Annotated in this window: 25 protein-coding genes; 18 read left to right on the top strand and 7 right to left on the bottom strand. The window is 48.3% G+C overall.

Annotated elements, in window-relative coordinates; translation table 11 throughout:
• The first annotated feature begins 5 nt into the window (after positions 1 to 5).
• Both yycI and PAEVO_RS30980 read left to right on the top strand, forming a co-directional pair.
• Positions 6 to 755, top strand: coding sequence for a two-component system regulatory protein YycI (gene yycI, locus PAEVO_RS30985; protein ID WP_100541305.1), 750 nt, complete (start codon positions 6 to 8; stop codon positions 753 to 755).
• A 7-nt stretch (positions 756 to 762) separates the two neighbouring features.
• Positions 763 to 1,566: an MBL fold metallo-hydrolase gene (locus tag PAEVO_RS30980; RefSeq protein WP_100541304.1), complete on the top strand. Its 804-nt coding sequence runs from the start codon at positions 763 to 765 to the stop codon at positions 1,564 to 1,566.
• Positions 1,567 to 1,733: 167 nt separating this feature from the next.
• On the opposite strand, the gene PAEVO_RS30975 is transcribed toward PAEVO_RS30980, so the two are convergent.
• Positions 1,734 to 1,997 carry an alpha/beta-type small acid-soluble spore protein gene (locus PAEVO_RS30975; protein WP_207797551.1) on the bottom strand — a complete coding sequence of 88 codons (264 nt, stop codon included), beginning with the start codon at positions 1,995 to 1,997 and terminating at the stop codon, positions 1,734 to 1,736.
• Positions 1,998 to 3,119: 1,122 nt separating this feature from the next.
• Here PAEVO_RS30975 and PAEVO_RS30970 point away from each other — a divergent pair.
• From PAEVO_RS30970 to PAEVO_RS30955, 3 genes are all read left to right on the top strand, one after another.
• On the top strand, positions 3,120 to 4,487 hold the full coding sequence (locus PAEVO_RS30970; protein WP_100541303.1) for a S1C family serine protease: 1,368 nt from the start codon (positions 3,120 to 3,122) through the stop codon (positions 4,485 to 4,487).
• Between the two features lie 418 nt (positions 4,488 to 4,905).
• Complete coding sequence (locus PAEVO_RS30965) at positions 4,906 to 5,073, top strand: CxxH/CxxC protein (protein ID WP_007129186.1); 168 nt, start codon at positions 4,906 to 4,908, stop codon at positions 5,071 to 5,073.
• A gap of 342 nt (positions 5,074 to 5,415) precedes the next feature.
• On the top strand, positions 5,416 to 6,450 hold the full coding sequence (locus tag PAEVO_RS30955) for a GTPase (protein ID WP_100541301.1): 1,035 nt from the start codon (positions 5,416 to 5,418) through the stop codon (positions 6,448 to 6,450).
• Positions 6,451 to 6,554: 104 nt separating this feature from the next.
• Here PAEVO_RS30955 and PAEVO_RS30950 read toward each other — a convergent pair whose 3' ends face one another.
• The 3 genes from PAEVO_RS30950 to PAEVO_RS30940 form a co-directional block, all read right to left on the bottom strand.
• A complete protein-coding gene (locus tag PAEVO_RS30950; RefSeq protein WP_100541300.1) occupies positions 6,555 to 6,848 on the bottom strand; it encodes a hypothetical protein in 294 nt (97 codons plus the stop codon).
• Between the two features lie 108 nt (positions 6,849 to 6,956).
• Entirely contained in the window at positions 6,957 to 7,409 is a 453-nt protein-coding gene (locus PAEVO_RS30945) for a HEAT repeat domain-containing protein (protein ID WP_164817421.1), read from the bottom strand.
• Between the two features lie 44 nt (positions 7,410 to 7,453).
• Positions 7,454 to 7,627 carry a DUF3934 family protein gene (locus PAEVO_RS30940; RefSeq protein WP_100541298.1) on the bottom strand — a complete coding sequence of 58 codons (174 nt, stop codon included), beginning with the start codon at positions 7,625 to 7,627 and terminating at the stop codon, positions 7,454 to 7,456.
• A 266-nt stretch (positions 7,628 to 7,893) separates the two neighbouring features.
• Here PAEVO_RS30940 and PAEVO_RS30930 point away from each other — a divergent pair, with 266 nt between their 5' ends.
• The 6 genes from PAEVO_RS30930 to PAEVO_RS30905 all read left to right on the top strand — a co-directional run bounded on the left by PAEVO_RS30930 (position 7,894) and on the right by PAEVO_RS30905 (position 12,909).
• Positions 7,894 to 8,472, top strand: coding sequence for a TetR/AcrR family transcriptional regulator (locus PAEVO_RS30930; protein WP_100541296.1), 579 nt, complete (start codon positions 7,894 to 7,896; stop codon positions 8,470 to 8,472).
• A gap of 77 nt (positions 8,473 to 8,549) precedes the next feature.
• On the top strand, positions 8,550 to 9,674 hold the full coding sequence (locus PAEVO_RS30925; RefSeq protein ID WP_243391000.1) for a cytochrome P450: 1,125 nt from the start codon (positions 8,550 to 8,552) through the stop codon (positions 9,672 to 9,674).
• Positions 9,675 to 9,868: 194 nt separating this feature from the next.
• Positions 9,869 to 10,348, top strand: coding sequence for a 23S rRNA (pseudouridine(1915)-N(3))-methyltransferase RlmH (rlmH, locus tag PAEVO_RS30920; RefSeq protein ID WP_100541294.1), 480 nt, complete (start codon positions 9,869 to 9,871; stop codon positions 10,346 to 10,348).
• A gap of 56 nt (positions 10,349 to 10,404) precedes the next feature.
• A complete protein-coding gene (locus PAEVO_RS30915) occupies positions 10,405 to 10,974 on the top strand; it encodes a TetR/AcrR family transcriptional regulator (protein ID WP_100541293.1) in 570 nt (189 codons plus the stop codon).
• 118 nt (positions 10,975 to 11,092) lie between these two features.
• The gene (locus PAEVO_RS30910) at positions 11,093 to 12,214 is read left to right on the top strand and encodes an ABC transporter permease (RefSeq protein WP_100541292.1); all 1,122 of its coding nucleotides are present in this window, start codon (positions 11,093 to 11,095) and stop codon (positions 12,212 to 12,214) included.
• Complete coding sequence (locus PAEVO_RS30905) at positions 12,214 to 12,909, top strand: ABC transporter ATP-binding protein (RefSeq protein WP_100541291.1); 696 nt, start codon at positions 12,214 to 12,216, stop codon at positions 12,907 to 12,909. Before PAEVO_RS30910 ends, PAEVO_RS30905 begins: the two co-directional genes overlap by 1 nt.
• Positions 12,910 to 13,171: 262 nt before the next feature.
• On the opposite strand, the gene PAEVO_RS30900 is transcribed toward PAEVO_RS30905, so the two are convergent.
• On the bottom strand, positions 13,172 to 13,783 hold the full coding sequence (locus PAEVO_RS30900; protein ID WP_100541290.1) for a TetR/AcrR family transcriptional regulator: 612 nt from the start codon (positions 13,781 to 13,783) through the stop codon (positions 13,172 to 13,174).
• Positions 13,784 to 14,342: 559 nt separating this feature from the next.
• On the opposite strand from PAEVO_RS30900, the gene PAEVO_RS30895 reads away from it, so the two are divergent.
• A complete protein-coding gene (locus PAEVO_RS30895) occupies positions 14,343 to 15,125 on the top strand; it encodes an SDR family oxidoreductase (protein WP_100541289.1) in 783 nt (260 codons plus the stop codon).
• Between the two features lie 91 nt (positions 15,126 to 15,216).
• Here the strand turns inward: PAEVO_RS30895 and PAEVO_RS30890 are convergent, their stop codons facing one another.
• Entirely contained in the window at positions 15,217 to 16,335 is a 1,119-nt protein-coding gene (locus tag PAEVO_RS30890) for a PRK06851 family protein (RefSeq protein ID WP_243390999.1), read from the bottom strand.
• Positions 16,336 to 16,640: 305 nt separating this feature from the next.
• Here PAEVO_RS30890 and pnuC point away from each other — a divergent pair, with 305 nt between their 5' ends.
• The 5 genes from pnuC (at position 16,641) to PAEVO_RS30865 (ending at position 20,842) form a co-directional block, all read left to right on the top strand.
• The gene (pnuC, locus tag PAEVO_RS30885) at positions 16,641 to 17,318 is read left to right on the top strand and encodes a nicotinamide riboside transporter PnuC (RefSeq protein WP_100541287.1); all 678 of its coding nucleotides are present in this window, start codon (positions 16,641 to 16,643) and stop codon (positions 17,316 to 17,318) included.
• Positions 17,315 to 18,325 (top strand): AAA family ATPase, encoded by a 1,011-nt coding sequence (locus PAEVO_RS30880; RefSeq protein ID WP_100541286.1) that lies wholly within the window; start codon positions 17,315 to 17,317, stop codon positions 18,323 to 18,325. Before pnuC ends, PAEVO_RS30880 begins: the two co-directional genes overlap by 4 nt.
• A gap of 55 nt (positions 18,326 to 18,380) precedes the next feature.
• The gene (locus tag PAEVO_RS30875; protein WP_100541285.1) at positions 18,381 to 19,265 is read left to right on the top strand and encodes an NUDIX hydrolase; all 885 of its coding nucleotides are present in this window, start codon (positions 18,381 to 18,383) and stop codon (positions 19,263 to 19,265) included.
• Between the two features lie 2 nt (positions 19,266 to 19,267).
• Positions 19,268 to 19,819, top strand: coding sequence for an NADAR family protein (locus PAEVO_RS30870; RefSeq protein ID WP_100541284.1), 552 nt, complete (start codon positions 19,268 to 19,270; stop codon positions 19,817 to 19,819).
• A 219-nt stretch (positions 19,820 to 20,038) separates the two neighbouring features.
• Positions 20,039 to 20,842, top strand: a complete 804-nt coding sequence (locus PAEVO_RS30865) for a hypothetical protein (RefSeq protein WP_100541283.1) — start codon at positions 20,039 to 20,041, stop codon at positions 20,840 to 20,842.
• Positions 20,843 to 20,997: 155 nt separating this feature from the next.
• Here the strand turns inward: PAEVO_RS30865 and PAEVO_RS30860 are convergent, their stop codons facing one another.
• A complete protein-coding gene (locus PAEVO_RS30860) occupies positions 20,998 to 22,182 on the bottom strand; it encodes an ROK family transcriptional regulator (RefSeq protein ID WP_243390998.1) in 1,185 nt (394 codons plus the stop codon).
• 319 nt (positions 22,183 to 22,501) lie between these two features.
• On the opposite strand from PAEVO_RS30860, the gene PAEVO_RS30855 reads away from it, so the two are divergent.
• On the top strand, positions 22,502 to 23,086 hold the full coding sequence (locus PAEVO_RS30855) for a YdcF family protein (RefSeq protein ID WP_100541281.1): 585 nt from the start codon (positions 22,502 to 22,504) through the stop codon (positions 23,084 to 23,086).
• The last annotated feature ends 194 nt before the right edge of the window (positions 23,087 to 23,280 follow it).

The raw sequence follows: 23,280 nt of genomic DNA, 5'->3' as shown, positions 1-23,280 counted from the left end.
AAATCATGGATTGGGGCCGTGCCAAAAATGTATTGATTTACGCGTTTTTGCTGTTAAATCTGGTACTGGGCTATCAGCTCTGGATGGATTACCGCGAGCAGGTCGGCTCCAATCTGGATTTCACCTCGCTTTCTGAGAGCACTCAGCAGGTGATTGAGGAGAATCGGATTCAATTGCTGAGTCCGATTCCGACGGAAACGCCGCAACTGCCCAAGATTAATTATATCTACAGCGCGGAAGCGCAGGGAGAGCCGGTAGGTTTGGAACAGCCGATTGATACGGAGCTGATTTATGCCGATGAGAAGGAACTGCGGAATGCGCTGGAAGGCAAGATCACGGATCTCGGGAATTATCGCCATGATCCGCAGTCGGATAAAGAGAACATCATCGTATTCCGGCCGCTGGTGAAGAAGGAATGGCCGCTGTTCAATGTGGAACTGGAGTTTATTTACGAATCCCAGAAGATCCATGCGTACCGGGAGCCAGTGTTTGAGATTATGCCAACCGACGATACGGAGGAACAAAAGGTTCTGCCCGCATCCAAGGCTTTGGAAACGCTCATTGAACGTAACTTCATCCCGCCTGATTCAGCGGTCAGGGATATTCAGCTTGGCTATTATGGACAGTTGTTTAATACGGAGGATCAGTTAGCAGCGCCAACCTGGCGGTTTACATTGGATCATGGCGAGATGATCTATGTACAAGGCATTAGCGGGGACGTGCTGACGCCAAAAAGCGATACGACAAAGGAGTAACAAGACTATGGGGATTTCATTTTCCGTGCTGTCGAGCGGCTCAACGGGCAATGCAACCATTGTCCGCAATGAGGATGCGACATTGCTAATTGATGCGGGCTTAAGTGCAAAGCGCATCGATGAGCTGTTGAAGGAACGCGAAATGATGGGGGAAGAAATCGACGGGATCCTGGTTACGCATGAGCATTCGGATCATATCCGGGGGCTTGGCGCGGTGGCGCGCAAATACAATCTCCCGATCTATGCGAATGAGAAGACGTGGGATGCGATGAGCAAGTCGCTGGGCAAGATTGCGGAAGAGAACCGGATTGTGCTGGAGAGTCATGAGGTCAAGGATTTTGGCACGCTGCGGGTGGAGCCATTTGAAATATCCCATGACGCTGCGGCACCGGTCGGTTATTGCTTCTATGACGGTGACGAGAAGCTGGGCGTTGCCACGGACCTCGGTTATGTCAGCGATAAGGTGAAGAAAGCGCTGGATGGATCGGATGTCCTGGTTCTGGAAGCCAATCACGATATCGAGATGCTCCGGATGGGACGCTATCCGTGGAATACCAAACGTCGGATTCTCGGCGATATGGGGCATTTGTCGAATAATTCGGCAGGCGATGCTTTAAGCGAGCTGTTGACGGGAGATACCAAACGAACGTATCTCGCCCATCTCAGCCTGGATCATAACATGATGGAACTGGCGAGAATGACCGTACGCGATACGATGGAGGACCGCGGCTGCTTCTTCAAGGATAGCGAGTTTAAATTATGCGATACGTATTATGACCGTCCGACCCCTTGGGATAAGGTGGGGGAATAGGTTTAGGCAACGACAGGTATACCATTGACGATTTTATTTTAGAAGCCATCATATATTCGTTATCATTATATAGGCATAACAAAACAGCCCCACGATCATAGGGAACTATGACGTGGAGCTGTTTTGCTGTTTAAGGGATGCCGAGTTCCGGAGAGATGAGGCTCGTTCTAACGCTTGCTCAGGCTCTCTTGTGCCATACGCACCATCTCCCGGACCATGGAACCGCCAATCGCACCGCCGACTTTACCGGCCTGCTCGGTGGTCAGATCTCGGTTGTCGCCCGGTTTAAGGGGTACACCGAGTGACTTGGCCACCTCATATTTGACGTCCTGCTGTCTCTGCGGGTCCACTTGATAGCCTTCGTCCCGCATGACGTCGGTCATGAACTGCTGCATTTCGGGACTCCGGCGCCGCCTTGATCTTCTTGCCATCCCATAACCCTCCTTGCAGAATGGTTTCCCCTTCATAACATTCCCTGCAGGTCACCTACAGATGAATGGATAACCTAACCAGATCAAATCCTAGGGGAGGGCTGAAGAGAATGGAACCGAGGCATATTGAATGAGGAAACAGGATAGACTGGCCTTGACTGAAGGGGCGAAGCGGAAGGGAACAGAAAGTATTTTTCCAATGGGCAGCTAAGGAAGAATAAGTTGCGGGGAAGCCAAATAGGAATGAGGTGTGGGTCGCCGGAGCCACCTTTAACGTTGCGTTCCGAACGGGATCGTTTGGTCATGAGAGACTGACGATATTGCCATTTTCTTTACACAATTGTCCGGTATTCTTTTTTTAAGGGGGAATGCGCGAATGAGGGTTGCAGGCGGTTAGGAATAGCGGATACGCCGGAAAAGAAGCGTTGGACCGTTGAAGAAAATCCCTAAATAGTGGAACCATTCGGTTGTCCGTCACGTATACAAGGTTAATATGTTCATCCGGGCTATACGTTGTTATCGAATGAAGAATCTCGCATTGTACAGCCTCTTAAAATTGCCATCAAATTGGCATTTGTTTTTATTAAAGAATGCTGACGTGAACCTCTTTTCGTGTGGTACAATAGGAGCACTGGAAGGTCTGAATGCTTCTGTTAAGCACTTGCATCGAGCAAGGCACCAGGTCATTTGCACTTTTAAAATACGGATGGCCCAGGTTTTCCCATCTTTTTTTAGAAAAAACAGATGTTTCGCGCTTAAGTCGCCCTGTTTGTGGTAATAGAAGAATACAGGGTTTTTTTGAACTGTCGGGTGGCAATACATACCTTTTATGGAACTAGATTTCAGGCGATGGATTGAGATATTCGATGTAGAGCGATATTTCGATAAAAGTTCAAATAGAATGCTCAAAAATGCAACTTTTTGAGCCGCTGAAGAGTCATTACAATAGAGAGATATTAAACAGGTGGCACGCTGCCGATTTCATAGGAAGCTAGATACACTCGGTGCAGGGCAGGTTGTTATGACGACAAGATGATTTAATAGGTCAGTCGGTAATGGCGGAGAGTCTGAAGCTGGTAAAGTATCTTGACGCGTAGCAACCAAGGGGAGAGAGGGATCGCAATGGGATTATTTGACGATGATTTCTATTCAACTAAAATTTCCAGACGGAGCAAAAATACCAGCGAGGACCGACCTGAGCGAACAAAGTGGCGGACGACCCGCCGTAAAAAGGGCTTATCTACATTCCAGATTTCCGCGATCAGTTCTGTGTGCAGTGCTCTGATTGCGGTGATGCTGTTCAGCTTCATAACGGGCCATCCAGCGACCTCTTCACCGCTTACCATGATAAATGGCAGCCATCAGCTGTCCACGTCCGATGGAGATCCCTATGAACGGATTATTAGCGCTGCCCAGAAGGTGCGTCCGGCCGTGGTTAGCGTGCTGACGCATAAAGAGACCGTGCTGCCTGAAGAGGAAGGTATCGAGGGTGAAGGTCTGGAGGAGGAATCCGGCACGCTGCCTGAGGATGAAGGGGACTTCGAGCTTCCGGAAGGGTTCGACTTCGGCGAAGATTTTGATTTCGGCGAAGATTTCGGCGGTTCACAGGAGGACGCCCTGGGCTCTGGCGTTATCTTCAAGAAACTCGAAGGCAAAGCCTTCGTGATTACGAATAACCATGTGGTGGAAGGCGCCGACTCCCTGGAGGTTGTGCTGGTAGGCGGCGAGAAGAAAAAAGCGACCTTGGTCGGCACGGACAACGTCAGCGATATTGCCGTTCTGTCAATTGACAGTAAAGGCATCGGAGAGGTTGCAGAGTTTGGAGATTCCTCCAAGCTTCGCCTCGGCGAAACCGTCATCGCCATCGGCAACCCGCTGGGCCTGGGTGACACGCTCACATCCGGAATTGTCAGCTACACGAACCGTGTGATACCCGTATCCCTGAACCAGGATGGCATCTACGATTGGGAGCAGGAGGTCATTCAGACCGATGCTGCCATTAATGAGGGGAATAGCGGGGGCGCTTTGGTGGATTTGAACGGTAAAGTTATCGGCATTAACACAATGAAAATTGCAGACACCGGCGTAGAAGGACTTGGGTTTGCGATTCCGGTCAATGAAATTACGGAGGTTGTAACCGAGCTGATGCTGAAGGGGCATATTGCCCGCCCTTATCTTGGCGTATACACCGTAGACTTGAGTAATCCGTATGCTCCGTTGAGTAAGAAGGAGAAGGAGGGCCTCAAGCTGCCGAAGACGGTAACCGAAGGCGTAGTCGTGCTGGATGCGCTTGGACCTGCGCTCGATGCCGGCCTGCAGCTGAACGACGTCATCGTGAAGCTGGATGGCAAGCCGATCACGACGACGCTGGAGCTGCGCAAGCACCTTTATTACAATACGAAGGTGGGCAAAGACTTGGACGTGACCTTCTACCGTGACGGCAAGCTGCAGTCCCTGAAGGTAAAGCTGGAAGAGAAGCCTGGAGAGTAATACAGGCTGGATCGGCTGACTTGATTGGCCCAAGGCAATGTGGATTTTTTCAAATTCATGTGCTTGTCCATTGTTTAATGCAGCCGTTCATGGGTATATATTACCGTTAGCGTTGAATAGTATCCAATATAGAGAGATTTGAAAAAGGTTAGATCGAGCCGTGAAGCGGCCGCGAAGAAGAGCGTGGATTACGCTCTTTTTTGCTGTTCGCATCGAAATGATATTGGGTTGGGTGTAAGGACTGTTAATGTGAAATCCATGGATGGATAGGAAGCTTTTGTGGATTGAAATATGGCCGGGATGAGCAAATAGGTTAAAAGCATTTCTTTTTCTCGTAGAGTGTGGTAGAACAGAAGAGTGGCTATACTGGTTTGAAGATAAACACAACATGAGGCGAAAGATAGAAAGGATGCATAGAATGTACGTCGTATGCAAGGAACATGTGGAACTAGCGATCGAAAATTTCGTGGATGAATATGAGGATGCCCCGGATATTGTTGATCTGAAGGAGACCGAGTTTTCGGACTGGGACCCACCGGTGAAGTGCGCGGAGTGCGAGAAGCATGCTGAATTTTTAATTGTGTAACGTGAATATTTTAATTAAATAGATAATGCGGATGAGAAAGCGTGATGAATTCACGCTTTTTTTGCGTACATTTTCAGAAGACAAAGCAAAGAGAAGATCGAGACCCTTATTCATCAAACGAATCAGAAAAACTTTATAAAAAAATTTAAATAAACTCATCCTATCCTTCATGAACCGCCTTTTCATGGAGTGGGCGAAGAGGTAAATAATAAGTACGGCCGACATGCCGATCGTTGTCTCTGGAATGAGCAACCGGCTTCGTTGTACAGACCTTCGTAGTGTATGATGGATATATAGATGGAACGAGGCGCGATAACCTATCGTGAATGGAGACGATAAGAAATGGGTGACTACGGAAGATCATGGGAAGAGGAGATCAAGCGGGCAGCGGATGAGGCCTATGAGAAGGAAATGGATGAAATCAACCGTCAATTGAAGCAGGAAATTCTCATCGCTCTAATTGGTGATGTGAACACAGGTAAGTCCTCCACCATGAACCGGATCGTGGGTGAAGAGGTCGCAGGCGTCGGGGCAGAGCCTGGAGAAACGACGGAAATTAAACCGCATAAGTACAAGGAACATATATACTTCATAGATACACCCGGGTTGAATGATGTGAACACCGCGAACTCGGAGATAACCTTGAAATACTTTAAACAAGCAGATATCGTTCTGTTCTTCCTTAACGCTGCAGGCACGGTCTTCTCCGAGGCGGAGAAAAAGTCTTTGGAGAAGATTCAGGGCGTGAACCCGAACATCTTGATCGTGCTGAATAAAATCGACGCCGCAGATGAAATCGACCGCCTGGTGGAACGGATCAAGAAGGAGACCGGAGGGCGCTATGAGGTTGCGCCGGTATCCTCGCGGACGGGCGAGAACATCGACCGGCTGCGGAGCAGCATTCTGGAGATGCTTAAAAAAAAGTCTAAAGACATCCTTTTTGCCAAAAGCATTAAGGAAAAGTCGGCGACCGCCAACGGGTGGATCGTCGGAGCCTCGATCTCGGCAGGAGCGGTAGGTGCATCACCCATTCCGGGATCGGACATCATTCCAATTACCGGCATTCAGGTAAGTCTGCTCACCAGGCTTGCGGTGCTGTACAATAAGCCGATCAGCAAGGAGACGGCGAAGGAACTGGTCATTGCCACGATATTTGGGAATATCGGCAAGAGCCTATTTAGGCAGATCGTGAAAGTCTTCCCTGGTGCGGGATCGGTCGCCGGAGCGACGGTAGCGGGTGCCACCACCCTGGCGCTTGGTTATGCGGTGAAATACGCTTACGAGCACAACATTGAGATCAATACGGCGAATATTACGAAACTCTACAAGAAGTTCAGGGATAAGGCGGAGGCGGGTACGGAATCGAAGTCCGAGTGAGCATGAGAATAATGTCATATACTAGCATGGATGACCGATGGAATAGAAAAAGGGGCCATCGGCCCCTGATCATAGCTGCGTGATAGCAGCGATATTATCATGATTTACTTAATGGCAGCAGCGTGATCGGCTTTTGCCTGCTCCAGCATCGATTTCCAATCCGGGAAATCGGTTTCTCTAGAGACATGACGGTCAAACAGTTCATCCGGAATGTTGTCGATATCTTCGTGCGTTTCCACTTGGAAGTTACCTTTTACGACAAAATCTCCAAAACTGTTGTGCGATGAATGTTTACGCATAAACGATTCATTGAACAGCTTTTCCAGAGAGATGTTATCCGGATCCTCCTGTACCGATTTTTGGCCTTGTAATTCCTTCAACAGATCATCAAACGACATGGGCTTTTGCTTTCTCAGAGTACCACTCCTATAACTAATATTTGTGTTCAGTATAACATAACCGGATTTCTCATATACATGACAGCATCCGGAAAGCTTGGCGTGCTGTTATCTTCTTAATAACGAAGACCAAGTTTGCTCCAGCCAGTGATCAAAGTCAGCGCCTTTGTCACCTTCGTACGTATCGTAGATGTCGATTCTCATCTTTTTTAATTTCTCTTTGAAGTCTTCATACGTGTGGTCGCGGGGAAGGCTTTTTTTGATACGCAGCAGTACCTTCGAAACATCCTTCATCAGCTCGCCTTTAGGTCTTTCCGGCATCTGGACGTCCTCGCCAAAGGCCAGGAGTTTACGATAGGCTGCCTCTCGCACTTGATAAACCGCATCCGTATTCAGTCTATGCAGCAAAATATCAATGGATTTCTGATTTTTCCAATTTCCCAAAGCTTCTACCGCGTCTAACCGTTCTCTCCAATTGGCGTTCCGGTTGGCGGAGCTTTTAAGCTCCTCATAATTCTCGGGCGTATCCGTTATCAATTCTTGATTATCCAATCCGTTCATCTCCTTCAAAATGATGTATCAGGTCAATCTGTACCATATGTTCATTATGGGGTTCCTTTATGTTTCTCGGCTTCCGATGTACCGTCTGCCTGCTTGGCCCCTTTACTGGTATAAGGTTTGGGTTTGCTCTTTGCTCTTCTCGCACTTGCATCCCAGCGGCTCCAGCCCTTCTTGCCCGTGCCTCTGCCTGTTCCGCCCTTGCCCTTGGATTTACTCAATCAATCACTCCGTTACGGTAAATTCTTGTCCCTATATGCTGATTGTTTACCAGCACTGTTGAAATATACACTGTATTGGGCCATATGTATAGGATACCACGGAAATCAGCATAAGAATCGAAATATATGGGCATGAATTCCCGGTATCGGTATAGGCATGTCTTTCGGTTGACTAATTTTTCCCAGCGTGGTATCTTATTTTTGAACTGACCAGTCAGAATAAGAACGGTGAACTGAAATTTTGTTATGAAAGGGCCGATCGGATTGTGAGCAAAGATAAAATTATCCATGCAGCTATAGAAGTCTTCTCCGAGAATGGATATCACCGCGCAAGCATGGACGAGATTGCCGCCCGCGCACAGGTTGCCAAGGGGACGCTGTACTATAACTTCCCGGGCAAATCCCAGCTCTTCAAGACGGTAGTGAAGCAGGGCTTCGAAGATATCATGCAGCGGACGGAGGCGGATCTGAATTCCTCCCTGCCGATGAAGGAGAAGATTGAGCGGACAATTCGCCATCATCTGGATCTGTTTCTCGAATCCCGACATTTCTCGCACATCGTATTCAATGAGATTTCGAACGGCATCGAGCAGGATGTTTTGGATGAGTTGAAGGAGCTGAAACGGAAGTATTTAAGCTTCCTGGCCAGCATCATCGAGGAAGGACAGTGCGAAGAGAACCTGTGCCGTGCCGTTGATCCTAATTTTGCCGCTGCCAGCATTGTCGGAACGCTGGAGAGTACCTGCAATTATTACCTTAATCATCAAGATCGGTATTCGCGGGAGGATCTGGAGCGGTTTGCCTTCACGATGATTACCCAAGGCCTGTTTATATCGCTTGAATAAGCAAGGCCTTCTTTTTTTACATGCATACAACTGACCAGTCAGTTCAAATTTTGCGATAGAAAGCGAAGGTGTTAAGCATGGAATGGAATAAGAACGGTTTACTCCCGTTGGAGTGGTTCCGCCAGATGCGGACGGAATCTCCGGTGACGGCAATGGATGGTAACGGAGCCTGGAATGTTTTTAAATACGAGGATGTCAAAGCCGTCTTCACGAATTACGAAGTGTTCTCTTCCCAAGGGGGCTCTTCAACCGATGATCCCATCGAATCCAGTGTACTGCGGCAGGATCCGCCGAAGCACCGTCAACTGCGTAAGCTGGTATCCCATGCTTTTACGCCTCGCATGATCGAATCGCTTGCCCCCAAGATCCAGGAGATCACGTCATCTCTGCTGGACGAAGCGGAGAAGAAGGGAAAGATGGATATCGTTGCCGATCTCGCAAGCCCGTTGCCGATCACGGTGATCGCGGAGATGCTCGGCGTATCAATGGAGGATCGGGAACGATTCAAGGCGTGGTCGGATGCGTTGGTGGGTGACAATGGAGAGGCTTATTATCAGTGTCAGCGGGAGATGAGTGAATACTTCTCTGAGATCGCGGAAGATCGCCGTCGTCATCCGCAGGAGGATCTGATTACGAAGCTGGTGGAGGCGCGTATCGACAATGAACACCTCACCGAACTGGAGATTATCGGGTTCTGTATTCTCCTTCTCGTAGCGGGTAATGAAACGACAACCAATCTGATCTCATCGGCGGTGCTTGCCTTTGACAGCCTGCCAGAAGTCCGGGCGGAGGTGCTTCAGGATCCCTCGCTGCTTCCAGGGGCATTAGAGGAAGTATTCCGATACTTCTCGCCTGTTCAGGTAATGTTCCGCAGCGTTAAGCAGGACACGGTGCTGCGGGGGCAGGAGATGAAGCAGGGACAGTTCGTTTATATCTGGATGGCCTCTGCGAACCATGACGAGGATGTGTTCGATCAGCCGGATGTATTCAACATCCACCGTAACCCGAACCCGCATCTGGGCCTGGGAAGCGGTATACATTACTGCATGGGCTCTCAGTTAGCCCGCATGGAGTCCCGGATCGCTCTGCAGACCCTGCTGGACCGTTTCCCCGAATACCGCCGCGACCGCTCCGCAGAGCTGGCACGGATGGATAGCACGATGATGTTCGCGCTGAGAGAGCTGCCGATCATTTTAAAATAGATAGGAAGTCAAGAAGAGTCGCTCTCGATGGAGAGGGCTCTTTTTTATATGTTGGGGTCTGAGTCCCTTGAAATTGGAGGAGGGCGAGGGTTCTGAGAAGGCAAAGGACAATGGGTGGGTATGTCCTTTAATTGGCAGCGGTACAATGTTAGAATGGACGTCATAACAGTCGAGTTTAAGGAGCGAAAAACGCTATGAATATACAGATGGTATGCGTAGGCAAGTTGAAGGAGAAGTACCTGGTGCAGGGCATTGCGGAGTACAGCAAGCGCCTTGCGCCTTATGTCCGTCTGTCCGTACATGAGGTGCCGGATGAGAAAGCCCCAGAGAACATGAGCGAAGCGGAGATGCGCCAAGTGCAGGAGAAGGAGGGCGCCGGCATTCTCGGTCACATTAAGCCGGACACCCACGTCATCGCCCTGGCGATCGGCGGCCAGCTGTGGTCCAGCGAGGACCTGGCGACCCATATGGACAAGCTGGGCACGTACGGGTCCAGTAACGTTGCCTTTGTTATCGGCGGCTCCAACGGCCTCTCTGAGGACGTCCTGAAGCGCGCCCAGACGAAGCTCAGCTTCGGGCGGATGACCCTGCCGCACCAGCTGATGCGGCTGGTGCTGGTGGAGCAGATTTACCGGGCGGTGAAAATTAATCGGGGGGAGCCGTACCACAAATAGGGCGAAATTTTTGATACAATGTAGATTACGGCTAGCAATTAGGGACGGTGATTAACATGGGAAGAAAGCAGGCTTTTACAAAATCGGAGTTGCTTGACCAAACCAAGAGAGTGCTTCTCGAATACGGTTATGAGGGTTTTCAACTTAAGTTGTTATCCAAGAGCCTGGTTGGAGCAAGAAGCACGATTTACCAATATTATGCTAACAAAGAAGAGATAGTTGCTGCATGTATGAAACGATCAATGGAAAATGTATTACAGAAGGCGTCAGCTATTGATGAAACGGATTGCATGAATGCCCTTCAACATCTGCTAGATGTATATCTGGAGGAAGCTAGTTTCCATCAATTGCTTGGATATGCTCATAAAATAAATAAAGCCAATTCTGCGGCTGCGGCCAATGATCTTGAATTTGTTGAGCAAGCGCATGTGACTTTAAAAAATCAACTGGAGCGATTGTTTGTTCGTGCTCAGGAAGAGGGACACTTGAATACAAGCATCCCACTTCCTGCCATTATAGGTGTATTTTTTAACCTGATTGAAACGCCCAATATGATGAATATTCCTACACCTCAGTGGAGTAAGCTATTATACCAAATGTGGCTAGGAGGGGCAGGAAGACGATAAGGAATACAAATATATTTGACACGCGTGTCACATAAAACCTATAATGAAAACGTGCCGGACGAGATGTGATTAATTTGACACGCGTGTCATTTATTTGTGTTGAGGAGAGGAATAGCATATGTTTTTGGCATTGAAGGAATTGAGACACAGCAAGACAAGGTTTTTGATGATTGCTATCATTTTTGTGCTTATTTCTTGGTTGGTGTTTATATTGTCAGGTTTGGGGAATGGGTTATCTACGCTTGCGGCTTCGACGTTTAAGACGATGAGGGCTGATTATGTGGTTTTCGAACAAGGGTCGAAGGCTTCAATGAGTAAGTCTTTACTGTCTAATGATCTGTCAGCTAAATTAGCAGAGATGCCGAATGTAAGTGCCGTTTCACCTATGGGAACCATCATGGCATCGGCAATCAAAGGGAGTAGCAGGTCGAATGAGGATAAAGTAGATATAGCGATTATTGGAATTACCCCGGGGAGCTTTCTTGAGCCGGCGATTATTGAAGGCACCGGGCTGACATCCGATCAGATGACGAAGGTCATCGTTAATGAGACGATGAAAGACGAAGGATTTAAGCTAGGGGACACTTTCCAATTAGATGGCTCGACGGAATCGTTGACGATTGTCGGCTTTGTCAAGAATCAGACGTATAACCACGTAGCAGCTGTATTTACACCTATTGAAGAGTGGCGTAAGCTTGCGTTTGCGGCACCAGGCTCGGACAAGGGAGTCAAGGACCCCGTCAATGCGATTATGCTTCAAGGTAAAGATATTGATCGGAATACTATAAATGAACAGCTTTCGGGTACCGATACGGTTACTCGTGCGGCAGCGGTACAGGGAATGCCTGGATACAAAGAAGAGAAGGGCACAATCATGATGATGCTTGCGTTCCTGCTTGCGATCTCTGCATTCATCATTGGCGTGTTCTTCTATGTATTCACGATGCAGAAGTCCAACCAGTTCGGGATTATGAAAGCGATCGGGGCCAAGAATGGATTCTTAGGTAAAGCCGTCGTCTCACAGGTGTTCGTCTTGTCGCTCTCAAGCATTATCGTTGGCATTTTATTGACATATGGGACAGCGGCAATCATGCCCAAAAGCATGCCGTTCATGCTGGATACGAAGCTGGTGTTCACGTATTCCATTGTATTGCTGGTGATCTCATTGCTTAGTTCGTTGGTATCCGTTCGCACGATTTCGAAAATTGATCCGCTTAAGGCACTTGGGAGGGTTGAGTAATGACTAAAGGCTTGCAAATATCAGCAGCTTCCAAATATTACAACGAAGGATTGAATCGTATTGCGGCAATAGACCGAGTGTCCATAAAAGTGGAGCCAGGTGAGTTCGTCGCAGTGGTAGGTCCGTCCGGTTCTGGAAAAAGTACCTTCCTATCCGTCGCAGGTGCACTGCTTAAAGCTTCCGAGGGAGAGGTCATACTAAATGGCAAGGACATATCGAAGCTGTCAGGCAAACAACTATCCGATATCCGATTGCATGAGATTGGTTTCATCATGCAGGCCTCGAATTTGGTTCCATACCTGAACGTTCTTGAGCAGTTGCTTGTCGTGAAGCGGATGTCAGGGAAGGTTCGTGCAGCAGACAAAGCTATGGCTATAAAGTTGCTTGAAGAGCTTGGTCTAGGCACTAAGCTGAAGAGCTACCCGGAGGAGCTGTCCGGGGGCGAGAAGCAGCGTACCGCCATTGCCCGCGCGTTAATTAACGATCCCAATGTCATATTGGCGGATGAACCTACAGCAAGCCTGGATACCAAGCGCGCCCATGAAGTTGTCTCCTTGATTGCCCATGAGGTGAGAACACGCCACAAAGCGGCGATTATGGTCACACACGATGAGCGGCTGCTTACCTACTGCGACAAGGTATACCGGATGGAAGATGGCAAATTATCTCTAGCGGAATTGAAGTCCATCCATTAAGGCGTTATTGGAAGTCGATGGCCATTATCGCGTGGTCCAATTTTCAGAAATCAGAAATTCAGTAAAACAAATAGGCTCCCACATATCGGGGAGCCTATTTCGTATTTCCTTGCTAAGCTAGTGGATGGTTTTTAGTCCGCCTGTTCGTCGGCGGAGCCATATGCCTGATGGAACCCTATGCACTGTGTCCGTTTGCAGAGACTTCGGTTTCATGACAGCCAAGCTTGCGTTTTTGTATAACGATATTCCTCTGCACTAAGGTTTAGGATGACTTTGTGGCAAGTGTGGATTTGCCGGTAGGCCAGGTGGAGAGCGCCTGCTCAGCAACAGCCTCTAGCATATTGCGACTGAAGCCGGCCTTGGCTTGAACGGCCATACCGTGGAGCACGGCCATCACGAATGCAGCTAACGCAGCACAGTTCGCGGTTTCTGGCAGATCTCCCTCCTGCTTTGCCCGCTCGAAACGATCACGCAGCGAAGCCTCTCCGTCCGCACGCGCATCGATCAGTGCACGCCGAATAGGTTCGGCATCGTCCGAGCCGGCCAAGTCACCGTGGACATATAGACACCCCTTGTGATCCGGGTAACGAGTTTGCAATTCGGCCGCACCGCGAAAGATGTGTGCGACCACCTCCCGCGAGGTCGGCAGCTCCAGCGCCGCCGGGAAGAAATCATGATAGTGCTCGTAATAGCGCTCAAGAACTCGGCGGAACAATGCCTCCTTGTTGCCAAACGCGGAGTAGAGCGCCGGGCGTTCAACACCCGTGGCCTGCGTCAGGTCAGTGTACGACGCGCCCTCGTAGCCTTTGCGCCAAAACACGCAAAGCGCTGCGTCCAATGCCTGATCCACATCGAATTCGCGGTTACGTCCCATCAGTCAGATCACCTCAACTTTTTTTATAACGGTCGATATTAAAACGGTTCCTATCCAATCTTCATTTTCATACTTCACGTTATCATAACACACGTTACAGAATGCTGCCAGTCCACCGGGCAAGGACCTGCGTCAGTGTACGATCGGCCAAAATCTCGGCCGTCTGGTTCTAGTGTCACGTATCAGGCGCGTCCTAACGTGACGCCGCCTGGTGCCCCTGTAATGGAACGAATGACAGTGTGAATAAAAATGTATAACATTATTTAACATAATGTTCATTATGATATTGACAATGGTAATATGAGGGTATAATATAATTTAACGTAATGGTCGTTACAAAATCCGCCGATCACCGGATCGAGGGCGTCCAGCGACGTACATAGAGATTCTTTATCATACAGAAAACGTTAAAGGGGGTTCTTTTCATGTAGAAATCATCGATGGACTAAGCGAAGGTTTATTTACAATATGGGGGTACACCAGCTAAATAATTTTAAACCCGCGCTGAGGAAGTTTTAGCCAAAATATCATTTAAATTCTCTTATAAGGAGTCAATTATATGTCGACAAATGAAGGAAGATTCAGTGGTAAGGTTGCTTTGATTACAGGGGCAAGTCGTGGGATGGGGGCTGAAATAGCCAAAAAATTAGCTGCAGGCGGAGCGGAATTTATAGGCGTTCATTACGCCAGTAATAGGGATGCTGCTTTAATAGTTGTTGAAGAGGTTAAGGCGCTGGGCTCAAAGGCTGTGGCTCTGGAAGCAGAATTAACCACTGGTATTACCGGTGTAAAAAAGCTTTGGGCCGCATTTGAAGATGCTGTTCGCTCGGAAATCGGATCTGTGCAATTGGATATCTTAATCAATAACGCAGGTATTGCACCGGCCATTCCTTTTGAAGAAACGTCAATTGAAACGTTTGAAGATGTCATTAATGTTAACCTTAAAGCTCCATACTTTATTACTCAAGCAGCTAGTCCGTTTATACGGAACGGTGGACGAATCATTAACATTTCTACTGGCTTTACACGTGTTGCCGGTCCAACGCATTCCATTTATTCGGCTTCCAAGGGAGCCATTGAGACACTTACTTTGGCGTTAGCTCCACTTTTTGCAGCAAAAGGTATTACTGTTAACGCAGTAAGGCCAGGAACTACGGCTACTGATATGAATAAGGATTGGCTCGCCAACCCAGAAGCTCATGCTGAAGCAGCTTCAATGTCTGCATTCGGGAGAGTGGGCACCACTAAAGACGTTGCTGATGTGGTTGCGTTTGTAGCATCTGAGGAGGCGCGATGGATCACGGGGCAATTTATTGATGCCACCGGAGGAACTAGGCTGTAAGTATGTCTGCTTTATATCGTATGTGGTTTTGATCACATTCATTGAAGCGTCAAGGAACATTTCAATGTCCTTGACGCTTTTGGGTTGTATCTTATTTTGAAAGCTGAATGGAGCCGATCCGTTCATTTAATTCGGACTGTAATTGCAGATGGAGTTTCTCTACGATCGAAAAGTCGGTGGCCGCAACATAGTAGCCCTTCATTTGAGAATCGATGGCTTCAGCTTCCGCCAGATGGGAGGTGGCCTCTTTCATTTTTGCCGAATAGCGTGCTTTGATCCCAGCTATTTCGTCAGCATGGGCTTCATCGGTTCCAGGAGCTATAGTCCGTGTATACATATCTAGGATCTCATCCCCGTCCCGATCGGGAAAGTATTCATGCGGAGCGGTACTGTCGAAGATCGCTGTTCGAAGCTCCGGGAATATCAGCATATCCAGACTGTTAGGATCAAAGCCGCAATGAAACACTTGAACGTCGATTCCTTTCTGTTCGGCAGCGGAGGCAAGCTTTTTCAGCAGCGTCGATTTGCCGGATCCCGCCCTTCCTTTGATGAAAATCCGTCTTTCCAGCTGAGCGGTCAAGCTTTGAATAAAATCGAACGCCCCCCTCGGAGTCGCAGCTCCGAAAAATACGTGACGTGAAGCGGTTGACGTATCGCTTTCATGACCGGCGAATAATTCTTGAATCAAATCCTGCGCAAGCTGGTCGGCCTTCGAGAAGTCCATATTTTCGATATAAAATTTTTCCCACTCGTCATGAATCCGCAATGCCGTTTCGAACGTTTCATACGCTTTTGAATAGGCTCTCTCAAGCTCGCCTTTAAGATCTTCTATCGTGATGAAGTGTTCCGGTAAAATAAGGCTGTCATCAAACGCTTCCTGAAAATCGATAAAGACGATTTCACCCGCCGCGCTATCCGAAATCCCTTTACAGACTCGCCCGTCGACAATACCAACCTTCAATTCCGTGCAAATGATGCCATCCAGTTCGTCGGGACGGAGAGGGGAGTGGAAGCATTGCACATGCAAGCCTTGATCCAGCAAGCTATCCGCCAAGCTTTGAATGACCGTCGATTTCCCCGTGCCTTGGGGCCCCGTAAGGACAAATATCTTGTTCAGCCCATCAAATGCGGAGTTATACAAGAAATGAGCCCCGCGTGCAGTGTTGCCGTGGGCAAAATAGTGAGATGATTTTACTACCAACCTAAACACTCCTTTGTGCCTTATTCCGATTCGCAAAGTGTACAGAATAAGCATGATTGGGATAAGTGCCTATTCATTTGTATATTCCGCGTTGTAACAAGTGGTGTTCGTCCTCTCCCATGATTTTCGCTATTTGTTGAAGGGACTACAGAAGCTAAAAGATCAAGCCTCCGATAAATGGGGAGATTTCACTTGCCCTACGCGGGCTTTTCTGTTATTTTGATAGTAACAAAATGTTATTAACAAAATGGTACTAAGTTTGATTGGGCATTTTCGTTCTGTAAACTCAGTGGAGAAGACGGAGGGGATGCAATGTGAAGAAGGTTGCGAGTGGCTGGAACCTGTTCGAAATAGCTTGGTTGGTGCTGTTTACCTCGATCGCTGTCGGGTTTACGGTGATTTCCAAGGACTCTTTATTCGGATTTACCGTTTTTATTACTGGGGTGCTATGCGTGGTGCTTGCGGCGAAGGGCAACCTGATGAGCTATGTTTTTGGCATGTACAATACCGTCGGTTACGCTTATCTTGCCTACATTAACGGGTTGTTTGGAGAGGTCATGCTGAATCTGCTATTCTTCGTTCCGATGAACGTCATTGGCTTCTACATGTGGAAAAATAACCGCCAAGACGGCAAGCTGATCATGCGTCAAATGGAGCTTAGAGGCCTGTTTCTCGTTGGGGTGGTCTGTATATTAGGCTGTTTGCTGCTGGGATATGGGCTTTCGTTCATCCCGGGACAGAACTCGCCTTACATCGATGCTATAACTACAGTGCTGTCCGTTGTGGCCACCTTTTTAATGGTCCGCAGATTCAAGGAACAATGGCTGGTCTATATTGTGTTGAATTTGTTTACGGTGCTGCTATGGGCGATTCGATTGCTGGAGGGCAGCAGCGAAGGCATGCTGATGATCGTCATGTGGAGCGCATATTTGGTCAATGCGGTATACGGCTATTACAATTGGAACAAAGGGGCCAAGGAGGTGGCGGCATGAAAACGCTCGGATTAACGCTGGGGAAGTTTGCCCCGCTGCATAAAGGGCATCAGTTCATGATCGAAACGGCGCTGCAAGAGGTCGATGAGTTGATCGTGGTCATTTATGAGACGACGGCCACTCCGATCCCGCTTCATATTCGGGCGAATTGGATTCGGGGGCTATACCCGGCAGTCCGGGTCATCGAAGCTTGGGACGGACCGGACGGGTATTCCGATGACAGAGAGCATGAGATTCGGGAAGAACGGTATATCCTCCGTTTACTGAACGGCGAGCAAGTCACGCATTTTTACTCGAGCGAATTTTACGGCAGGCATATGAGTCTCGCTTTGGGCTCGGTCGACCGGCGGGTCGATGAAGCCCGCAAGCGGGTTCCGATCTCTGCAACGATGATCCGTTCCGACCCATATAAGTACAGGGAGTTCATAAGTGATATCGTGTACCGGGACTTAATCACGAAGGTGGTATTTGTTGGGGCGATGTCGACAGGGAAGTCGACGATCACCGAAGCGCTGGCACGGCGGTATAACACGACCTACGCGAGCGAATACGGACGCGATTATTGGGCTGAGCATCAGGTGGACCGCAGAATCGGCCTTGAAGCATTTGATGAAATCGCTGTGGGTCATATCGAGCGCGAAGAGCAGGCTTTGCTTGCGGCGAACCGATTTCTTTTCGTCGATACCAATGCGATTACGACGTATATGTTCGCCATGGATTACCACGGCCGGGCCCCGGAGCTATTGACCCGGATTGCTCTGCAGAATGCGCAGCGCTACGATCTGTTCTTCTTGTGCGACGACGATATTCCTTACGACGATACGTGGGATCGAAGCGGGGATCAGAAGCGGCATGTTTTTCATAAACAGATCATCGCGGATTTGAAGGAGCGGCGAATTCCCTACATTACACTGCGGGGAAGCTTGGAGGAACGTATGCTCAAGGTAGACGAGGTGCTGGCGAAGTTTGAGCCCTATCGAAACTATTTCGGAGAGCTGAACGGTTAGAATAAGATGTAGGCAAGGAGCTAATGTAGAATCAAAAAACAAGGAGGCGCCCCCATTGGATTTGTTGGATCGGAACGGACTTACGGAACGCGAATTTTTGGAGCAGTACCGGGCAGGAAATTACGAGCGGCCTTCGGTGGCAGCCGATATGGTGATCTTTACGGTTACGGATGAGGAGGCTGACAGCTATCGCAAATTACCGGAAAAAGAGCTCCGTATCCTGCTCATCCGCCGGGGGGGTCACCCCTTCCTGGGTAAATGGGCGCTGCCGGGCGGCTTTGTCCAGCCGAGCGAGACGACTGAGCAGGCCGCGGCAAGGGAATTGCGCGAGGAAACCGGCGTGGACGACGTTTATTTGGAACAGTTGTATACGTTCAGCGATATCGGCCGAGATCCCCGAACCTGGGTGATGAGCTGCAGCTACATGGCTCTGATCAATAGCGACAAGTTGGAGCTTAAGGCGGGAGACGATGCGGCCAACGCCGCCTGGTTCCAGGTCTCCTACCGGCTGCTGCGGGAGCAGAAAGAGCTGATGGAGGACGGGTACGTCAAGACGCTGGAGTATGAACTCAAGCTAAGCGGTGAAGAGGAGCTTTCGGCGGTCGTGGCGAGGACGTTGACCGTGAAGACGACATCGACTAGCACGGATTATAAGATCGTATCAAATAACGGGTTGGCCTTCGACCATGCGAAGATTATAGCATGCGCTATCGAGCGGCTGCGGGGAAAAGTGAATTATACCGATATTGCGCTGCACTTAATGCCAAAGCTTTTTACCTTGACGGAGCTGCAGCAGGTTTATGAGGTCATTCTGGATAAAGAGCTATTGAAGGCGGCCTTCCGGCGCAAGGTGGCCGATCTCGTGGCGGAGACCGATCATTACACCGAAAATGCGGGGCATCGGCCATCCCGGTTGTATCGGAGAAAACTGGAGGAATAACGATGATTTACAATCTTGATGAGCTAAGAAAAGCTTATAACAAAGGGGAAACGTTCAAGTTTGTATTCTTTTGGGGCCATACGCCCCCTAAGGACGGGAGCGTCGACAAAAGCTGCTTCAGCCAGTGGTGGATGTGCCCGTTCACGATAGAGGGGACGGAGTATTCCTGTGCCGAGCAGTTTATGATGGCCGAGAAGGCAAGGCTGTTCGGCGACAACGAAATGCTGGAGTCGATCCTTACGGCTAAGCATCCCAAGGAGATGAAGGCTTATGGGCGTGCGGTCCGAAACTTTGACAAGGATACTTGGGACAGGGAATGCTACGGCATCGTCAAAAAAGCCAGCTTGGCTAAGTTTTCGCAGAATCGGGAGCTTGGCGATTATCTCAAGTCGACGAAGAACCGCATCCTCGTCGAAGCCAGCCCGCAGGACCGCATTTGGGGGATCGGCATGGGCCAGTCCAATCCAGATGCGGAGAATCCCGTGAAATGGCGGGGTCAAAACCTGCTGGGGTTCGCGCTGACCGAAGCGCGGGACGAGTTGCTGCAGAGATAGTTTTTTTTCGTGGCGTGACAGCTCCTCTTCTTATTTTTCGCCGATAGACCCGTTAAGCTGAACCTTATCATAAGTAACGGCAAGTTTTTCGATTGACAGCAACAAGTATACGTGATAATTTCACGGTAGGATAATAAAGGCAATGCAACCTTCGGGTTCAACCTCGCTGAGAAGTGGGTTGGACCCTTTTTGCATTCCCAAACTAGGGGAGGTTTTGTAATGTTGAGAACAGAATCACTGTTACAGCGGCTGGGCGAGATCGGTAAGTCGCTCGAACGCAAGGGGGGAGCTCTTTTATTATTAGGAGTTGGTTCCGTTGGGGTCGAGACAGAACGGCTGGATGAATATTCGGATTTAGATTTCTTTGTCATTGTAAAGCCCGGAGAGAAAAACAGATATATAGACCGGTTGGATTGGCTCGAGGACGTACACCCTCTTGCCTATTCATTTAAGAATTCGGATGTTGGCTGCAAAGTACTGTTCGAGGACGGTATTTTCGGGGAATATGCTGTATTCGAGGAATGGGAGCTGGCGAACGCCACCTACACGGAAGGCCGGGTCATTTGGAAAGACCCCATGTATGCCAATATTGCAATCGCCAAACCTTCCAACCCGGTCCCCAGCCTAAAAGTGGATTCCTTGGACTTTCCTTTGAATGAGGCCTTAACCAATCTATACGTGGGGCTCGGTCGCTATGCTAGGGGAGAGCGTCTATCCGCGACGAGGTTTGTTCAAGGATACGCAGTGGACAGGATTCTATCCGTGCTCCATCTGCTGGAGCAAGAGGTGGACTACTTTCCCGACCCATTCGGCAACGAGAGGCGGTTAGAGAGGAGATACCCCCGTTTTGCGGAAATCATAGGAGACATGATACAGGGATACGACCATGTTCCCGAATCGGCACTTCGCATTTTAAATTTCATAGAAGAAGTGTATCCCGTCAATCGAAGGTTAAGCGATGAGATACGGCGATTGGCTAATCTAACTTGCCGAGTTGATACGCAAACGGAATCGACGCACTAGCGCACAATAGCGTCTACTAGGGGTAATACCAGCGTACTGTCGATATGGGCGAAGTATATGGATAACATAGAAAGAACTCTCCGAGTCTGGAGAGTTCTGTTTATTGAGTACGATCGACTTAACCATTTTAGGCATGACATCAAAAACGGGGGCACTTAAAGAGATAAAGTATCCAGCGGTATTTCAAAGGCGCGTTTAATAACTAACCCGGCAGCAAGCTTGGTTTCATCCGGTTTGTTATGAAGATAGATCAATTGTACGTTATTAACTGTTACAGGCAACTGGTGCATCACCCTGGCTCTAATCTCATTGAACATTTCGGGACTGATGGTATGAATGACTCGGCCCGTTATAAGCAGACTGTCTGGATTTATAAATGTAATGATATTGGTAACGGCGATCGCGATGCCATCGACAATCTTTTCGTATAAACTGAGGAACTTAGGATCTCCAGTTCTTATGCCTTCTGCGAACTCCTCTAGTGTGCATTTGATGGAGACACTCAGTCCGCTGCTGGAAGCAAGCGTCGTTAAGCATCCGGATCTGCCGCAATGGCATGGATAGGCATCTTCTCCATAGAAGCCTTTATAATGCCCGAATTCACCTGCAACAAAGCTTGATCCTGCAATAATTTGTTTATCATGGACGATCGCGCCGCCTGTACCATAATCAAACTTGATGGTGATATTGTTATTGGAATCCTTCAAGCAGCCGTTCATATTCTCGTTGACAGAGAGAAGATTGACATCGTTCTCGATATACACGGGTATGTCATATTTGTCTTCAAGCAGCTGCTTGAGCGGCAGGCGATGAACGCCTATGCCGGGTGTCCGCAGAACGATGCCATGCTGAGAATCGACCAGGCCCTGCATACTGATTCCGATCCCTTTTACTTTGGAGGTGTTGGGCACCTGGGTGAGCAGCTCATCGATAACTTCATGCAACAGCTGCATCAGCACATCTATAGAACCATATTTGTTACTCGTGCGTTCTGCGGATGCGACAGCTTCTTGACGCAGGTTGAACACTTTTCCGCGAATGTATTTGCCGGCGAGCTCAAGCCCGATAGCATAAAAATGGCCGCTGTTGATATGAAGGCCGACTCTTTTCCTTCCGCTGCCTGCCTCCAAGTCGATAAGCTCCCCTGTCACGATTATTTTTTCCTTCAACAGGCGATTCACGATATTGGTTACCGTTTGTCTGCTTAGTCCAGTCTTTTCCGCAAGCTCTACGCGAGAGATCGGCCCCTCTGAATAAATGAGAAAAAGAACCTTCTGCTGATTTATTGATTTTAATAACATATGGCTGGTTTGTTTAACCGAATCACTCACAATATGCATCCTCTTTCCAACAACGTTTTATATAATATAGATTCAAAACATTTGACAAATTAGGAACATACTTTGCTTCAAGTGTAGCATTAATACGAGGCGAATAAAAGTTGCAAGTTCGTTTAATTCAACTAACATTTATTATAAATTTCTAAAAAACGACGAGAGATGGCGGTTTATGCAGCATGATGCAGTCTATACGAAAACTCTTAATTCAAAAACACTAAAAAAACGCAACGGATTGTATTGACATTGTGATAAAAAAAGATATTATATTTGTAAACTGATTTGATTAAATACAACAAATTGACGCCTAGAGGAGTAAGTAATGGTATGGATTGGATGGATAATTGCAATAGCAGCGATGACGGTGCTGACTTACATATGCTGGCTGCATGCAGTTATGTTACAACCTGGTAAAGCAGATGCACTTATTGTACTTGGCTATGTATCTAAAGACGGCCGAATACACCCTTTGCTTAAAGAAAGACTGGATGAGGCTTACAAACAATTTCGGCAGTATGGGCACGAATATATCATTGTATCGGGGGGAGCGGTTGGTTCACGTCGTTCGGAAGCGGAGCTGATGGAGAAGTACCTGGTTGAGAAGGGCGTCCCAGCAAAAAGAGTATTAAAAGAAGACAAGTCAAACAACACCGTTCAAAATTTAATCTTTAGCAAGCAATTGATGGAGCAGTACCACCTAAAATCTTTTGTTATCATAACCAATTTATTTCATGTCCGCCGAACGAAGTATATTATGCATCGTCTTGGCATAAAGGGCGGATTCTGCGCTAATCGAAGTCTTAGAAGCATTGTGGGATTCCAGCTTAAATTAACATTTCTGGAGATTCGGGCATTTCGATTAACTCTCCCCATTATTAAGAGGGTCATCAATGATCAAATCGATTGACAAAAAGGTTGACAATTGGCCGATAAGTGATTAGAATGTAAGCGTTTACAGAATATATGGGAGGTGAAGCTTAAGTGGCTATAAGCCAAAAGTTGTTTACAAATTATTTACCCGGATTTGATTGCTGATTAACAAATCACAATTATGCTTAAATAGTTAATCCAATTTATTTATTAATTAACGGGGGCGGAATA

It is taken from the genome of Paenibacillus sp. GM2FR (assembly GCF_002803325.1).
GTDB classification, from domain to species: domain Bacteria; phylum Bacillota; class Bacilli; order Paenibacillales; family Paenibacillaceae; genus Paenibacillus_AQ; species Paenibacillus_AQ lautus.
Note: the sequence above shows the minus strand (reverse complement) of the source record. Positions and strands in the feature narration are given on the sequence as shown.

Bases quoted from the DNA above. Each gene is read 5' to 3' on its own strand.
- yycI (WP_100541305.1), top strand. From the start codon at position 6: ATGGATTGGGGCCGTGCCAAAAATGTATTGATTTACGCGTTTTTGCTG.
- PAEVO_RS30980 (WP_100541304.1), top strand. From the start codon at position 763: ATGGGGATTTCATTTTCCGTGCTGTCGAGCGGCTCAACGGGCAATGCA.
- PAEVO_RS30975 (WP_207797551.1), bottom strand. From the start codon at position 1,997: ATGGCAAGAAGATCAAGGCGGCGCCGGAGTCCCGAAATGCAGCAGTTC.
- PAEVO_RS30970 (WP_100541303.1), top strand. From the start codon at position 3,120: ATGGGATTATTTGACGATGATTTCTATTCAACTAAAATTTCCAGACGG.
- PAEVO_RS30965 (WP_007129186.1), top strand. From the start codon at position 4,906: ATGTACGTCGTATGCAAGGAACATGTGGAACTAGCGATCGAAAATTTC.
- PAEVO_RS30955 (WP_100541301.1), top strand. From the start codon at position 5,416: ATGGGTGACTACGGAAGATCATGGGAAGAGGAGATCAAGCGGGCAGCG.
- PAEVO_RS30950 (WP_100541300.1), bottom strand. From the start codon at position 6,848: ATGTCGTTTGATGATCTGTTGAAGGAATTACAAGGCCAAAAATCGGTA.
- PAEVO_RS30945 (WP_164817421.1), bottom strand. From the start codon at position 7,409: ATGAACGGATTGGATAATCAAGAATTGATAACGGATACGCCCGAGAAT.
- PAEVO_RS30925 (WP_243391000.1), top strand. From the start codon at position 8,550: ATGGAATGGAATAAGAACGGTTTACTCCCGTTGGAGTGGTTCCGCCAG.
- rlmH (WP_100541294.1), top strand. From the start codon at position 9,869: ATGAATATACAGATGGTATGCGTAGGCAAGTTGAAGGAGAAGTACCTG.
- PAEVO_RS30915 (WP_100541293.1), top strand. From the start codon at position 10,405: ATGGGAAGAAAGCAGGCTTTTACAAAATCGGAGTTGCTTGACCAAACC.
- PAEVO_RS30910 (WP_100541292.1), top strand. From the start codon at position 11,093: ATGTTTTTGGCATTGAAGGAATTGAGACACAGCAAGACAAGGTTTTTG.
- PAEVO_RS30905 (WP_100541291.1), top strand. From the start codon at position 12,214: ATGACTAAAGGCTTGCAAATATCAGCAGCTTCCAAATATTACAACGAA.
- PAEVO_RS30900 (WP_100541290.1), bottom strand. From the start codon at position 13,783: ATGGGACGTAACCGCGAATTCGATGTGGATCAGGCATTGGACGCAGCG.
- PAEVO_RS30895 (WP_100541289.1), top strand. From the start codon at position 14,343: ATGTCGACAAATGAAGGAAGATTCAGTGGTAAGGTTGCTTTGATTACA.
- PAEVO_RS30880 (WP_100541286.1), top strand. From the start codon at position 17,315: ATGAAAACGCTCGGATTAACGCTGGGGAAGTTTGCCCCGCTGCATAAA.
- PAEVO_RS30870 (WP_100541284.1), top strand. From the start codon at position 19,268: ATGATTTACAATCTTGATGAGCTAAGAAAAGCTTATAACAAAGGGGAA.
- PAEVO_RS30865 (WP_100541283.1), top strand. From the start codon at position 20,039: ATGTTGAGAACAGAATCACTGTTACAGCGGCTGGGCGAGATCGGTAAG.
- PAEVO_RS30860 (WP_243390998.1), bottom strand. From the start codon at position 22,182: ATGCATATTGTGAGTGATTCGGTTAAACAAACCAGCCATATGTTATTA.
- PAEVO_RS30855 (WP_100541281.1), top strand. From the start codon at position 22,502: ATGGTATGGATTGGATGGATAATTGCAATAGCAGCGATGACGGTGCTG.